Annotated in this window: 10 protein-coding genes; 1 reads left to right on the forward strand and 9 read right to left on the reverse strand. The window is 72.1% G+C overall.

Going from position 1 to position 14666, the window contains the following annotated elements; all coding sequences use genetic code 11:
• Positions 1-221 precede the first annotated feature (221 nt).
• Together OG309_RS08145 and OG309_RS08150 are read right to left on the reverse strand one after the other, a co-directional pair.
• Positions 222-1181, reverse strand: a complete 960-nt coding sequence (locus tag OG309_RS08145; RefSeq protein WP_329419344.1) for a DNA polymerase Y family protein — start codon at positions 1179-1181, stop codon at positions 222-224.
• The gene (locus OG309_RS08150; protein WP_329419346.1) at positions 1178-4714 is read right to left on the reverse strand and encodes a DNA polymerase III subunit alpha; all 3537 of its coding nucleotides are present in this window, start codon (positions 4712-4714) and stop codon (positions 1178-1180) included. The genes OG309_RS08145 and OG309_RS08150 overlap by 4 nt, the downstream gene beginning before the upstream one ends.
• Before the next feature lie 141 nt (positions 4715-4855).
• Between OG309_RS08150 and OG309_RS08155 the strand changes: the two genes are divergently transcribed.
• Positions 4856-5893: a DUF3533 domain-containing protein gene (locus OG309_RS08155; RefSeq protein WP_329419348.1), complete on the forward strand. Its 1038-nt coding sequence runs from the start codon at positions 4856-4858 to the stop codon at positions 5891-5893.
• A 112-nt stretch (positions 5894-6005) separates the two neighbouring features.
• Here OG309_RS08155 and adhE read toward each other — a convergent pair whose 3' ends face one another.
• The 7 genes from adhE to OG309_RS08190 form a co-directional block, all read right to left on the reverse strand.
• Complete coding sequence (gene adhE, locus OG309_RS08160) at positions 6006-8600, reverse strand: bifunctional acetaldehyde-CoA/alcohol dehydrogenase (RefSeq protein WP_443067548.1); 2595 nt, start codon at positions 8598-8600, stop codon at positions 6006-6008.
• A 232-nt stretch (positions 8601-8832) separates the two neighbouring features.
• Positions 8833-9732: a S1 family peptidase gene (locus tag OG309_RS08165; RefSeq protein ID WP_329419350.1), complete on the reverse strand. Its 900-nt coding sequence runs from the start codon at positions 9730-9732 to the stop codon at positions 8833-8835.
• Between the two features lie 173 nt (positions 9733-9905).
• Complete coding sequence (locus tag OG309_RS08170) at positions 9906-10772, reverse strand: S1 family peptidase (RefSeq protein ID WP_329419352.1); 867 nt, start codon at positions 10770-10772, stop codon at positions 9906-9908.
• A gap of 204 nt (positions 10773-10976) precedes the next feature.
• Positions 10977-11765: a DUF1684 domain-containing protein gene (locus OG309_RS08175; RefSeq protein ID WP_329419353.1), complete on the reverse strand. Its 789-nt coding sequence runs from the start codon at positions 11763-11765 to the stop codon at positions 10977-10979.
• Positions 11766-11789: 24 nt separating this feature from the next.
• Positions 11790-12773: an ABC transporter substrate-binding protein gene (locus OG309_RS08180; protein ID WP_329419355.1), complete on the reverse strand. Its 984-nt coding sequence runs from the start codon at positions 12771-12773 to the stop codon at positions 11790-11792.
• A gap of 152 nt (positions 12774-12925) precedes the next feature.
• Positions 12926-13717 carry an amino acid ABC transporter ATP-binding protein gene (locus OG309_RS08185; protein ID WP_329419356.1) on the reverse strand — a complete coding sequence of 264 codons (792 nt, stop codon included), beginning with the start codon at positions 13715-13717 and terminating at the stop codon, positions 12926-12928.
• The gene (locus OG309_RS08190; RefSeq protein WP_329419358.1) at positions 13714-14610 is read right to left on the reverse strand and encodes an amino acid ABC transporter permease; all 897 of its coding nucleotides are present in this window, start codon (positions 14608-14610) and stop codon (positions 13714-13716) included. The genes OG309_RS08185 and OG309_RS08190 overlap by 4 nt, the downstream gene beginning before the upstream one ends.
• Positions 14611-14666: the final 56 nt, after the last annotated feature.

Genomic DNA, 14666 nt, shown 5'->3' on the forward strand with positions numbered 1-14666 from the left:
CTCCTTGCGGCTCAAGGGAAGGGGGATGCAGTACGCCCTGCGGTCCGGACCACAAGTGGGGATGCGCTTCCGTCAAGCTACGCACGGGTAGCGTCGGCTGGGAAGTTACGCGGCGGTAAAAACTGGCGTGTCCTCGTCGGGTGCGCTTCGGGCGCACCGCGGGTGTCCCGTACCGCCTGGACTTCTCCTGAGGCGCCCGGCGCCCCTCGGCGCCGGGCGCCTCAGGCCGCCAGCGAGCCGGGCAGTACCGCCCGGGGGCCGTACTTCGCCCGGGCCCGGTCCGCCACCGCCTCGATCCGGCGGGCCTTGTCGTCCGTGGGGTCGAAGGTCAGTTGGTGCGCGGCGCCTTCGGCCGGTTCCAGTCCCTCGGCGCGGAGGGCGATGCCCCGTACCCGGGCGCGCTGGAGCGCGAAGGAGGTGTGGACCGCGTACGCGAGGGCGGTGAGTGCGGCCGAGTGGGCGGTCGGTTCGCGCAGGGTGCGGGTCCGGCCGGAGGTGCTGCGGTCGGCGTAGCGCACGGTGACGGTCAGGGAGCGGCACACCTGGCCCTCCGTCCGCATCCGGGCGCCCAGCTCCTCGGTGAGCGAGAGCAGCGCCCTGCGCTGTTCGGCCGGGTCCAGTTCGTCGTGCGGGAAGGCGCGTTCGGCGGCGAGCGACCGGGAGAGTTCGCCGGGGACGACGGGGGTGCGGTCGATGCCCCGGGCCCGCTCCCACAGGTCGCGGCCGGCCTTGGCGCCGACGAGCCGCTGGAGCACGGCGAGCGGCGCGTCCGCGACCCGGCCGACCGAGTCGAGGCCGTAGCCGCAGAGGGTACGGGCGGTGGCGCGGCCGACGCCGTCGAGCGCGACGACCGGGCGGTCCCGCAGGAAGTCCGCCGGGTCCTCGACGACCAGGGTGACGCCGGGGCGTGCCTCGCGGGCGGCCATCCTGGCCAGCATCGGGTTGGGGCCGGCGCCGATGACGCAGTCCACCCCGTACAGGGCGAGGGCCCTGACCCGGATCACCGAGGCGAGCTCGGCCGGGCTCCAGCCGAAGTAGCGCAGCGCGCCGCGCACGTCGGCGAGCGCCTCGCCGTGCGGGGACGCCTCGACCACCGGGGTGAACTCCGTGAGGAGGGTGACGAGTCGGGGGAGCATCACCTCCCCCAGGGGTTCGAGCCGGAACCGTACGCAGAGGATCATCCGGCGCTCCCGGGGCTGCTGTGCCACAGTTTCCGCGCCGGTGTCGCGGCGCCCTCCCCGGCGGGCCGGAGGTCGGCCCAGGGGTTCATCTCGTAGCCGGTGGACATCGTGATGCGCCGGCCGGTGTCCCCGGATCCGGCGGATCCGGCGGATCCGGCGGATCCGGTGGGGGAAGGGTCCCTCGGTTGTTCGGACAGGCGCTCCCCGACCGCCGGCAGGCCGCCGCTCGCCCGCAGCTCGGCCAGTTCGGCCAGGTTCCAGGCGGCGGAGCCGACCACGCTGAGGCTGCGCGGGCCGCGGCGCTGCACCACTCCCCGGACGAGCAGCAACCAGGAGTGGAAGACGGTGTGGGCGCAGCGTTCGTGGGAGTCGTCGAAGAAGGCGAGGTCGACGAGGCCGGTGCCGTCGTCGAGGGTGGTGAAGATGACCCGCTTGCCGGAGCGGATCGGCGGGGTCTGGGTGGCGGCCTTGGCGCCGGCGACCAGGACGGTCTGTCCGTGCGGGGCGGAGCGCAGCCGCTGGGCGGAGACGACGCCGAGTTCGCGCAGGAAGGTCCGCTGGTCGTCCATGAGGTGGCGGGAGGTGTCCATGCCGAGGATGCCGAGCTCGGCGCTGAGGCGTTCGGACTCGTCGAGGTCGGGCAGGCCGACGGGGGCGGTCCTGTTGCCCTGGGCGAGCGGGAGCTGTCCGCCGTAGGAGGCGGTTCCGCGCTGGAGGCGGTGGAGTTCGGTCAGGTGCAGGAGCAGGTCGCGGCGGTTGGCGCCGAAGGCGTCGAGCGCGCCGACCTGGGCGAGGCGTTCGGCGACGGGTTTGCGCGGACGGGCCCGTTCCCAGAAGTCGAGCAGGGAGGCGTAGGGGCGGCCGGTCTCGATGCGGGCGCCCTCGGCCTCGCTGATGCCGTGGACGTCGGTGAGGCCGAGCCGGAGGCCCCACACCGCCGGATCCTCGGACACCAGTTCGATACGGTGGGCGACCGCGGACCGGTTCACGTCCAGCGGCAGCACGGGCACCCCGCGCCGCCGGGCGTCCGCGAGCAGCAGCCGCTTCGGGTACATGCCGGGGTCGTGGGTGAGCAGCCCGGCGTAGAAGGCGGCCGGGTGGTGGGCCTTGAGCCAGGCCGACTGGTAGGTCGGCACGGCGAAGGCCACCGCGTGCGCCTTGCAGAAGCCGTACGAGCCGAAGGCCTCGACGATCTCCCAGGTGCGGGCGACCACCTCGGGGGCGTATCCCCGGCGCCCGGCCCGCTCGGCGAACCAGATCCTGATCCGCCCCTGCGACTCGGGGTGGGAGAGCCCGCGGCGCACCTGGTCGGCCTCGTCGCGGCCGCAGCCGGTCATGATGCTCACGATCTCGATGATCTGCTCGTGGAAGACGACGACGCCGTAGGTCTCCTTCAGCGTCCCCTCCAGGTCGGGGTGCGGGTAGCGGACGGGCGCACGGCCGTGCCGGGCCTCGACGAAGGGGCGGACCATGTCGGCGGCGACCGGGCCCGGCCGGAAGAGCGAGATGTCGACGACGAGGTCGTGGAAGGTCTCCGGCTGGAGCCGGCCCACCAGGTCGCGCTGGCCGGGCGATTCGATCTGGAAGCAGCCCAGGGTCTCGGTGGAGCGGATGAGCCGGTACGTGTCGGGGTCGCCGGGCGGGACGGCGTCGAGGTCCGGGCGGGTGCCGGTGGCGCGCCCGACCTCGGCGACGGCGTGCGCCATCGCGGACTGCATCCGCACCCCGAGGACGTCGAGTTTGAGCAGGCCGAGGTCCTCCACGTCCTCCTTGTCGAACTGGGCCATGGGCATGGGGGAACCTCCCACGTCCCCGGGGCCGTGGGGGATCTCGCCGCTGGTGGGGACGACGGGGGTACGGGTGAGCAGCGAGGCGTCCGAGAGGAGGACCCCACAGGGGTGCATGGCGATGCCGCGGGGCAGCGCGTCGAGCGCCTCGACCAGCGCCCAGAACCGTTCGCGGCCCCGGAGTTCGGCCTTGAGCTCGCGCAGCTCGGGCAGTTCGTCCAGGGCGGTGCGGGCGTCCCGGGCGCGGATGTGCGGGAAGGCCTTGGCGATCCGGTCGATGTCGGCCGGGTCCATGGACAGGGCGGCGCCCACGTCCCGTACCGCGTGGCGGACCCGGTAGGTCTCGGGCATGGCGACGGCGGCGACCCGTTCGGCGCCGAAGCGGTCGAGGATCGCCCGGTAGACCTCCAGGCGGCGGGCGGACTCCACGTCGATGTCGATGTCGGGCAGCGCGGTGCGGCGCTTGGAGAGGAAGCGCTCCATCAGCAGGCCGTGTTCGACCGGGTCGGCGTGGGCGATGCCGAGGAGGTGGTTGACGAGGGAGCCGGCGCCGGAGCCGCGGGCGGCCACCCGGATGCCCATCCCCCGTACGTCGTCCACGACCTGGGCGACCGTCAGGAAGTAGCTGGCGAAGCCGTGGTGGGCGATGACGTCGAGTTCCCGGTGCATCCGCTCCCAGTAGCCGTGCCGCTTCTCGTACCCCTTCAGGACCATGCCGGCGGCGGCCCGGGAGGCGAGCACGCGCTGGGCGGTGCGGTGGGCGGCGCCGACGAGCCGCGGCTCGGGGAAGTGGGCGGAGCCCATGCCGAGGTCGTCCTCGGGGTCGACCAGGCACGCGGCGGCGACGGCCGCGGTGTGCTCCAGGAGCCGGTACGCGGCCTCGCGGCGGAAGCCCGCGGCCTCGACGGTCCGCTCGGCGGCGGCCCGCATGGCGTCGGCGTCCTTGAGCCAGGCCTCCCCGCCGTCGAGCCCGGCGCCACGGGGGTCGACGGGGACGAGCCGGCGGGCGGAGTCGAGGACGTCGGCGACGGGGCCCTGACCGGGGTCGGCGTAGCGGACCTCGTTGCCGAGCACGGGCCGGACGCCCTGCTCGGCGGCGAAGCCGAGGGTGCGGGCGGCGAGCCGCAGCGAGCCGGGCCCGGTGCCGGGGAGCCCGTGCGGGACGACCTCCAGGCGCAGGGCGTCCCCGTACCGCTCGCGCCAGGGCACGAGCAGCCGGGCGGCCCGGTCGGGGCGGCCGGCGACGAGGGCGCGCCCGACGTCGGAGGCGGGCCCGAGCAGCACGAAGAGCACGTCGCCGGCGTCCGGACCGGAGGGCCCGGCGGCGGTCCAGGGCAGCACCGGCGGACCCTCCCCCGGCCGGGCGTGGGCGGCGGTGACGAGGGCGCAGAGCGCGGCCCAGCCCGCGCGGGAACGGGCGAGGAAGACGGCGCGGGGCGCGGACTCGTCGACGAAGGCTCCGCCCCGTACGGGCACCCGCCGCGCGGAGGTGCGGGCCGCGGCGGCGGTGGCGTCCGGCGGACCGGGGGCCGGTTCGTAGGCCAGGTCCGCGCCGAACAGCGGGCGTACGCCGGCCGTCGCGCAGGCCTTGGCGAAGCGGACGACCCCCGCGACCGTGTCGCGGTCGGTCAGGGCGAGGGCGTCCATGCCCCGCTCCGCGGCGCGCTCGGCCAGGCGGGCGGGGTGGGAGGCGCCGTAGCGCAGGGAGAAGCCCGACGCGGTGTGCAGATGCGTGAACCCCGGCATGCGCCACACCTCCGCATCAAATTCGTACGTACGTTCCCACCCCCTCGGTCCCAGCCTAGCTCATTTTCGAACGTTCGTACGATAACCCGTTCGGGCCTGTCCCACCTGCGATGACGCCCCGCTCCACCGAGCCTGGGGGGCATGAGCCTCGTCGACGAACTGAAGAGCGCCGTCACCCCCCGAGCAGCCCTGCTGGTCGTCGGCGTCTTCGCCCTCCAGCTGCTGTTCATCGCCTCGTACGTCGGGGCCCTGCACGACCCCAAGCCCAGGGACGTCCCCTTCGGCGTGGTCGCCCCGCAGCCGGTCACCGCCACCCTGATGGGGCGCCTGGAGAAGCTGCCCGGCGACCCGCTCGACCCGCGGACGGTCGCGAGCGCGGAGGCGGCCCGGGACCAGATCATGAACCGGGACATCGACGGGGCCCTGATCGTCGACCCGAGGGGCCGTACGGACACCCTGCTCGTCGCCTCCGGCGGCGGCACCGTGCTCTCCTCCACCCTGGAGAAGATGTTCACGGCGCTGGAAGCACCCCAGGGCCGCACGGTGAGGACCGTCGACGTGGCCCCGGCCTCCCCCAAGGACTTCGACGGGCTCTCCGCCTTCTACCTGGTCGTCGGCTGGTGCGTCGGCGGCTACATCTGCGCCGCGATCCTGGCGATCAGCGCCGGGTCGCGGCCCGCCAACCTGGAGCGGGCGATCATCCGGCTCGGGGTGCTCGCGCTCTACTCGGTCCTCGGCGGCCTCGGCGGCGCGATCATCGTCGGCCCCATCCTGGACGCCCTGCCCGGCAGCGTCGCCGCCCTGTGGGGCCTGGGCGCCCTGGTGGTCTTCGCCGTCGGCGCGACCACGCTGGCCCTGCAGTCGGTCTTCGGGATCGTCGGCATCGGCCTGGCGATCCTGCTCATCGTGGTCGCGGGGAATCCCAGCGCGGGCGGCGCCTTCCCGCTGCCGATGCTGCCACCGTTCTGGAACGCGATCGGCCCGGCCCTGCCACCGGGCGCGGGCACCTGGGTGGCCCGCTCCATCGCCTACTTCGAGGGCAACGACGTCACCGGCTCCCTGCTGATCCTCTCCTCCTGGGCGCTGGTCGGCTCGGTCGTCACGCTGGTGATGTCCACGCTGAAGCGCAAGCCCGAGGCGGATCCGATCGCCGGAGAGGTCGGCGCGGCACGCCCGTAGCGCGGACACGGCATACGGCATACGGCATACGGCATACGGCATACGGCATAGAACGGAAGGGGCCCCCGGTCACCACGACCGGGGGCCCCTTCCCCGCACCGGAACACCGGTGCTACTTCCCGTAGTACGCCCGGGTCATCAGCGCCTTCATGTCGTCGATCATCGGCATCCGCGGGTTGGCCGGCGCGCACTGGTCGGCGTAGGCGTTCATCGCCTGCTGGGGCAGGGCCTCCAGGAAGGCCGCCTCGTCGACGCCCTCCTCCTGGAAGGAGGCCGGGATGCCGCACTTCGCGCGCAGTTCCTCGACCGCGCGGGCGTAGGACTCCACGCCCTCCTCCGGGGTCGCGGCCGGCAGGCCGAGCGTCCGGGCGATCTCCTGGAACCGCTCCGGGGCGCGGTAGACCTCGGCCTTCGGCCACGGCACGGCCTTGTGGGTGACGGTGCCGTTGTACCGGATCACGTGCGGCAGCAGCAGGGCGTTGGTGCGCCCGTGGGCCACGTGGAAGGTGTTGCCGAGGGTGTGGGCCATGGCGTGCACCAGACCGAGGAAGGCGTTGGCGAAGGCCATGCCGGCGATGGTGGACGCGTTGTGCATCTTCTCGCGGGCCTCGGGCGCCCTGCCGCCCTCCGTCACGCAGGTCTCCAGGTTCTCGAAGATCAGCTTGACGGCCTGGAGGCACTGGCCGTCGGTGAAGTCGTTGGCGTAGGCCGAGACGTACGCCTCGGTGGCGTGGGTCAGGGCGTCGAAGCCGGAGTCGGCGGTCACCGTCGGCGGGAGGTTCAGCGGCAGCACCGGGTCGACGATGGCCACGTCCGGGGTGAGCGCGTAGTCGGCGAGCGGGTACTTCTGCGCCGCCTCGGGGTCGGAGATGACCGCGAACGGGGTGACCTCGCTGCCCGTGCCCGAGGTGGTCGGGACGGCAACCAGCTTCGCCTTCTCGCCCGGCTTCGGGAAGCGGTAGGCGCGCTTGCGGATGTCGAAGAACTTCTCCTTGGTGTCGGCGAACTCGACCTCGGGCCGCTCGTACATCAGCCACATGATCTTCGCCGCGTCCATCGGCGAACCGCCGCCGAGGGCCACGATGGTGTCCGGTCCGAAGTCCCGCATGGCGGCGGCGCCGGCCCGGACGGTGGCGAGCTCCGGGTTGGGCTCGACGTCGTCGATGACCTGGATCGTCACCGGCTCGGCGCGCCCGTCGAGGATGTCGGTGACCTTCCGGACGAAGCCGAGGGCGCCCATCGTCTTGTCGGTCACGATCGTGACCCGGCGGACGCCCTCCATCTCGCCGAGGTAGCGGATGGCGTTGCGCTCGAAGTAGATCTTCGGCGGGATCTTGTACCACTGCATGTTGGTGTTGCGCCGTCCGATCCGCTTGACGTTGATCAGGTTGACCGCGGTCACGTTGTCGGAGACCGAGTTGTGCCCGTACGAGCCGCAGCCGAGGGTGAGCGAGGGGAGGAAGGCGTTGTAGACGTCGCCGATGCCGCCGAAGGTGGAGGGGGCGTTGACGATGACCCGGATCGCCTTGACGCGCTTGCCGAACTCCTCGGCCAGCGCCTCGTCCTCGGTGTGGATGGCGGCGCTGTGCCCGAGGCCGTGGAACTCCACCATGCGGGCGGCCAGGTCGAGGCCGTGCCCGGTGGAGTCGGCCTTGAGGGCGGCCAGGATCGGGGAGAGCTTCTCGCGGGTGAGGGGCTCGCTCTCGCCGACCTCGGCGCACTCGGCGAGGAGGAGGGAGGTGCCCTCCGGGACCTCGAAGCCGGCCTGCTCGGCGATCCACCGCGGGGACTTGCCGACGACCGCCGCGTTGAGCTTGGCGCCGCCGCAGTCGGTGGAGTGGGCGGCGGCGCCGAAGACGTACTCCTCCAGCTTGGTCTTCTCGGCCGCGGTGACGACGTGGGCGCCGAGCCGCTCGAATTCGGCGATGCCCTGCTCGTACACCTCCCGGTCGAGGACGACGGCCTGCTCGGAGGCGCAGATCATGCCGTTGTCGAAGGCCTTGGAGAGCACGATGTCGTGGATCGCGCGCTGCAGCTTGGCGTCCTTGGCGACGTAGGCGGGCACGTTGCCGGCGCCGACGCCGAGGGCGGGCTTGCCGCACGAGTAGGCGGCCCTGACCATCGCGTTGCCGCCGGTGGCGAGGATGGTGGAGACGCCGTCGTGGCGCATCAGCTCACCGGTGGCCGCCATGGACGGCTCCTCGATCCACTGCACGCAGTCGGCGGGCGCGCCGGCCTCGACGGCGGCGTCGCGGACGATCCGGGCGGCCTCGGCCGAGCACTTCTGCGCCGAGGGGTGGAAGGCGAAGACGATGGGGTTACGGGTCTTCAGCGCGATCAGCGCCTTGAAGACCGTGGTCGAGGTCGGGTTGGTGACGGGGGTCATCGCGCAGACGACGCCGACGGGTTCGGCGATCTCGGTGATGCCGTTCAGCTCGTCGCGACGGATGACGCCCGCGGTCTTCAGCCCGGCCATCGAGTGGGTGACGTGCTCGCAGGCGAAGAGGTTCTTGACGGCCTTGTCCTCGAAGAGGCCGCGGCCGGTCTCCTCGACGGCGAGCCGGGCGAGCTCGCCGTGCGCGCTCAGGGCGGCGAGCGAGGCCTTCTTCACGATGTGGTCGACCTGCTCCTGGTCGAGGGTCGCGAACCGGTCGAGGGCGGCGAGGGCCGCCTGGACGAGTCCGTCCACCATCTCCTTGGCCTCCATGGCAGGCACTCCTTCTGGTCCCGTGCTTTTCCTTCACCTCCATTTGACACCTGCTGACCTGCGAAAAGACTGGATGAAAGACCCGTGGGACGGGGCCGGAAGTCCTTTTGTGAATGGATTCACAAGATCTTGGAAGGGGGTGCCCCCGACGCGTCCGCCGAGGGCACCGGAAGGACCGGAAGGACCGGAAGGACCGGAAGGGACCCGCGAGGGCCCCTGGGGGACCCGGGGCCTAGAAGACGCTGACCCCGTAGGCGCTCAGCGCCTCGGTCACCGGCTGGAAGAACGTGGTGCCACCGGAGCTGCAGTTGCCGCTGCCGCCCGAGGTGAGGCCGATGGCGCGGCTGCCGGAGTAGAGCGGCCCGCCGGAGTCGCCCGGCTCGGCGCAGACGTTGGTCTGGATCATGCCGTAGACGATGTCGCCGCCGCCGTAGTTCACGGTGGCGTTGAGACCGGTGACCGTGCCGCTGTGGATGCCGGTGGTGGAGCCGCGGCGGGTGACGGACATGCCGACCGTGGCGTTGGCGGCGCTGGTGATGTCGACGCTGCCGACCGTGCCGGACTTGGTCACCGAGGTGTTGGTGTAGCGCACGATCCCGTAGTCGTTGGTCGGGAAGCTGGACCCGGCCGTGCTGCCGAGGACGGTGGTGTGCGCGGAGTTGGACCACCAGGTGCTCGCGCCGTCGGTGCAGTGGCCGGCGGTGAGGAAGTAGTAGTTGCCCGCGCTGTCCTTGACGTTGAAGCCGAGCGAGCAGCGCCAGCTGCTCGCGTAGATGGCGTCGCCGCCCGAGATCAGCTTGTTGAACTTCCCTGCGGTGCGCTCGATGCGCAGCGCGCCCGCGTTGGTGCCGGCCTGGCGCTTGATCCTGGCTATGTCGGCCTGCGAGACGGTGGAGTCGGCGGTGACGACCACCGTCTTCGTGGCCGGGTCGACGCGCCAGGCGGTGCCCGCGACGTCGGCCGCGAGGACGGCGTCGCCCGCGGCGGTGAGCTGACCGGCGCTGGCGGCGCCCGTCGACACGGCGGAGTCGGCGTTGGCGGCGGGGACGGCGAACGCCGCGGCGGCGGCGAGACCGGTCGCGACGGCGAGCATCCGGATGTTTCTCGTGGGGGTGGTGCGCTTGATCCTCACTTTTCGTTCCTCCAGAGGGGAATCGGGGGCCCGCAGTGGGGTGTCGGACCCGTGAGGCGCGGCCCTGGGCCGGCGCTGTGGGGGAGTCTCGGTCCGTACGGCTTCACGCCGCAAGGGCGCCTTTCGGCCGTACATCCTTCAACTGCACTGTGGGACAAGGCAGTTGCGCGGCTTCAGTACAGGCTCACCTTGTACTTGGCGAGCGCCTCGGGCACCGGCTGGAAGAACGTGGTCCCGCCGGTCGAGCAGTTGCCGCTGCCACCGGAGGTGATGCCGAGGGCCTTGGTGCCGTCGAAGAGGGCGCCGCCGGAGTCGCCGGGCTCGGCGCAGACGTTGGTCTGGATCATGCCGCGCACGGTGCCGCCGCCCGAGTAGTGCACGGTGGCGTCGAGGCCGGTGACCGTGCCGCTCCGGGTGCCGGTGGTGGAGCCGGAGCGTTTGACGGACTCGCCCACGTAGGCGTCCGCCGCGGTGAAGCCGCCGGGATGGCTGAGCCCGGTGTTGTCGTAGCGGACCAGGGCGTAGTCGTTGCCCGGGAAGCTGGAGCCCACGGTGGCGCCGATCAGGGTGGACTGCGCCGAGTTGGCGTACCAGGTGCCGGCGACGTTGCCGCAGTGCCCGGCGGTGAGGAAGTAGTACGTGCCGCCGCTGACCACGTTGAAGCCGAGCGAGCAACGGTAGCCGCCGCCGTAGACGGCGTCACCGGCGGCGAGCAGGGGCTTGAAGACCCCGGGGGCGCGTTCGACGCGCAGCGCTCCTGCGTCCGCCCCCGCGGAGCTGCGGATCTTCGCGAGGCCCGCCTCGGAGACCGTGGAGTCGGCGGTGACGACGAGCCGGCCCGTGGCCCGGTCGACGTACCAGGCGGTGCCGCCGACATCCGCCCTGAGGACGGCGGCGTCGGCGCGGGCGAGCGCCGCGGCGCTCGCCGGACCGGGAGTGGGGGCCGCCTGGGCGCCGGGCAGGCCGAGGGCGGTCACGGCGGCGAGAGCCGCCGTGAGGGTGAGCAGCCGGCGGGGTGTGATGCGCGTAGATCTCCTCACAGGTCTCCTTCGAGAGAGAGAGGGGGACCCGGGGGTGGCGGGTCCCGACGACACAACTGGTGACGTGTCCCTGTCATGTCTTGTCAGCGATGGTGGCCTTCCCCGGCCGGACGCACAAGACCGCGTGCGCGGACGGGCGGCACCGGAGCACAAGCCCCGGATGCCGCCCGTCCGGCCCGGCCAGGACCCTCGGTCAGCCCGCGATCAGCCCTCGATCAGCCGCCGCTCCCCCGCCGCGACCGCCGTGTCCAGCGTGTTCCCCGGCGGCGGGAAGGGGCAGATGAAGTGCGCGGCGAACGCGCACGGCGGCAGCAGCGCCCGGTTGAGGTCCACCGTCACCGAGCCGTCCGCCGCCGGGGCCGGCGGCCGCAGGAAGCGGAAGCGGTAGCTGTCCCGGCCGCTGGTGGCGTCCGCGAAGACCGCCCAGAGCGTGCCGTCCTCCTCCACGGCCACCTGGAGGCGGTGCTCGGCTCCGTGCAGGTCGAAGACGAGCTCGCCGGCCAGACCGAGACCGCGCTCCTTGCCGTCCGCGTTCTCCACCCGCACATGACGGTCCTCGGGGTACGGGCGGAACACGCCCGGCCGCACCCACTCCTCGTCGTACGGGGTGGCCTCGATGCCCCGGAACGCGCTCCGCGCCCGCGACTCGGGGTCGAAGTCCCGTACCGCCCACTCCCCTTCGCGGCGCAGCACGACGAGCCGCCGGCCCGCCGACTCCGCCCGGGACTCGTGGATCGGGGCGTGGTCGGCGGAGAGCCGGACGCTGCCGATCAGCGGCTTGCCGTCCACCGTGACCGCGTCCTCGGCGCCGGCGGTCAGGACCACCTCGTCGCCCTCCGCCCGCCACTCACCGGGAACGGCCGGAATTCGCCCCTCCGGGAAGTCCGAGAGCCAGTACGTACCCGTCAGCGAGAGCGGCCCGTAGGTCGAGGCGACCGCCGCCTCGCGCCGCTCGTGCCAGTCCTGCCAGTCCTGCGATGCATCCGTGCTCATGGTGGGAAACCTTTCCATACCGGGTCAGTTCTTGGTCCTGGGCAGGCCGGGCGGGTTGATCTCCGAGGCGGACACGGCCTCGCTGCTCAGCCCCCAGCGCTTCAGGACCTGCGCGTAGGTGCCGTTCCGGATGACGTGGTCCAGCGCGGCGGCGTAGGCGGCGACGAGGCCGCTGTCCTTCTTGGTGGTGGCGGCGATCTTGCCCTGGAGGCCGGCACCGGCACCGGAGAACTTGCCGACGATCTCCGTCTGCCCGGCGGCGGCCACGTGGTACGCCGCGCTCGGGTTGGGCCCGAGGTAGGCGTCGATGCGGCCGGACTGGAGGGCCAGGTAGTAGTCGGAGACGTTCTGGAAGTACTTGATGTCGACCGGCTCGCGGCCCGCCTTCTCGTTCTCCTTGCTCCAGTCGACCAGGATCTTCTCCTGGTTGGTGCCGGAGCCGACCGCGATGGACTTGCCCGCCACGTCGGCCGCGCCCTTCACCTTCCAGCCGGTGCCCTTCTTCGCCTCGAAGGCCAGATCGTCCAGGCGGTAGGTGGCGAAGTCGTACTTGTCCTTGCGCTCCTCGGTCACGGTGACGTTGGAGAAGACGCCGTCGAACTTGCCGCTGTCCAGGCCGACGAAGAGGTTCTCCCAGGAGACGGCGTCGAACTCGGGCTTCACACCGAGGGTGTCGGCGACCAGGGTGGCGATGTCGAGCTCGACGCCGATGAGGGTTCTGTCGTCGGTGGCGTAGAAGCCGAGGGGCGGCGCGCTGCCGGTGGACACGCCCAGGGAGAGCGTGCCGCGCTTGCGCACGGCCTCGGGCAGCTTGGCGGCGATGGTGTCCACCTTGGCGGTGTGGACGCGCTTCTGGTCCGGGCCGAGGTTGATCGAACTGCCCGCACCCTTCCCGCCCTTGGGCGCGACCTGGTCGGTGGCGGCGTCACTGGCACCGCAGGCGGTGAGCGAGGCGAGGGCGGTGAGCGAGGCGAGCGCGACGGCGAGCGGACGGCGGCATACGGACATGACGGGACTCCTGGTGTCGAAGGAAGACTTCGCGAAGGGACTTCGGGACGGGAGGTACGAGAGGGAGGGGAGGTACGAGAGGGAGGGGAGGTACGAGAGGGAGGGCAGGTATGAAAGGGACGGCAGGTACGAGAGGTGCAGGAGGTACGGGGTCAGAGGACCTTGGAGAGGAAGGCGCGGGTGCGCTCGTGCCGGGGGTTCTCCAGCACCTCGGCCGGCGGGCCCTGTTCGACGATCCGGCCCTCGTCCATGAAGACGACGGTGTCGGCGACCTCACGGGCGAAGCCGATCTCGTGGGTGACGACGATCATGGTGGTGCCGGAGGCGGCCAGGTCCTTGATCACGTCCAGCACCTCGCCGACCAGCTCCGGGTCGAGCGCGGAGGTCGGCTCGTCGAAGAGCAGCAGGCCCGGTTCGAGGGCGAGCGCGCGGGCGATGGCGACCCGCTGCTGCTGTCCGCCGGAGAGCTGCTTGGGGTAGGAGCGGGCCTTGTCGGCGAGCCCGACCCGTTCGAGCAGCGCCAGGGCGGCCGCCTCGGCGTCCTTGCGGGAGCGCTTGAGGGCGGAGACCGGCGCCTCGACGATGTTCTCCAGGACGGTGAGGTGCGGGAAGAGGTGGAAGTTCTGGAAGACGAAGCCGATCCGGGTGCGCTGGCGGAGGATCTCGCGCTCGCGCAGCTCGTACAGCTTGTCGCCGGAGCGGCGGTAGCCGACCAGGGTGCCGTCGACGCTGATGGAGCCGCTGTCGACCTTCTCCAGGTGGTTGATGGTCCGCAGCAGGGTGGACTTGCCGGAGCCCGAGGGGCCGAGGATGACGGTGACCTCGCCGGGGCGCACGTCGAGGTCGATGCCGCGCAGGACCTCCAGGGCGCCGAAGCTCTTGCGTACGGAACGAATCCGGACCTTGCTCTCGGGTGCGGCGGTGCCGGGTGCGGCGGTGCTCATCGGGTGCTCCCCTTCGCGTAGTGACGTTCGACGTAGTGCTGGACGATGGAGAGCGCCGTGGTGAGGAGGATGTACCAGGCGGTGGCGACCATCAGGAGCGGGACGACCCGCCCGTTGCGGCCGTAGACGACCTGGACCTGGTAGAAGAGCTCGCCGATCGCCATCACGGAGACGATCGAGGTGCCCTTGAAGAGCGAGATGATCTCGTTGGCGGCGTTGGGCAGGATCGAGCGCATGGCCTGCGGCAGCACGATCCGCCGCAGTTGCCGCAGCCGCGGGATGCCGAGCGAGGCCGCGGCCTCCAGCTGGCCGCCGTCGACGGCGAGCACGCCGCCGCGGACGATCTCCGCCGCGTACGCGGCCTGGTGCAGCGCCAGGCCGAGGACGGCGGCGCTCATCGCGCCGACCAGGCCCATGGTGTCGAAGGAGAAGAGGCTCGGCCCGAACGGGATGCCGAAGCTGAGCTCCTTGTAGAGGTAGGCCAGGTTGAACCAGAACAGCAGCTGGACGATGAGCGGGATCGACCGGAAGGCCCAGATGTAGCCGAAGGCGACCGCCTTGAGGAAGGGGCTCGCGGACAGGCGCATGAACGCGAGCACGATCCCGAGGCCGAAGCCGAGGGCGGTGCCGTAGAAGGTGAGCTGGAGGGTGACCCAGACCGCCCTGAGGATGGCTTCGGCCGTGAAGAAGCGGGCGAAGACGTCCCACTCCCAGCCGGGGTTGGTGATCAGGCCGTTGAGGAACTGGGCGAGGACGACGGCGGTGGCGACGACCGCGACCCAGCGCCAGGGGTGCCGTACGGGCACCACCTTGAGGACGGCGGGGTCCGCGGGGTCGGCCGCGGCGGCCGGTCGCGGGGGCACGTCGACCGGTGGATCACTGGTGAGAGACATGGGCGTACCTCGGTACGAGAGGAGGGGCGGGGAGGTCCGCAGGAACGGACAGGGCC

Source organism: Streptomyces sp. NBC_01268, assembly GCF_036240795.1.
Lineage (GTDB): Bacteria > Actinomycetota > Actinomycetes > Streptomycetales > Streptomycetaceae > Streptomyces.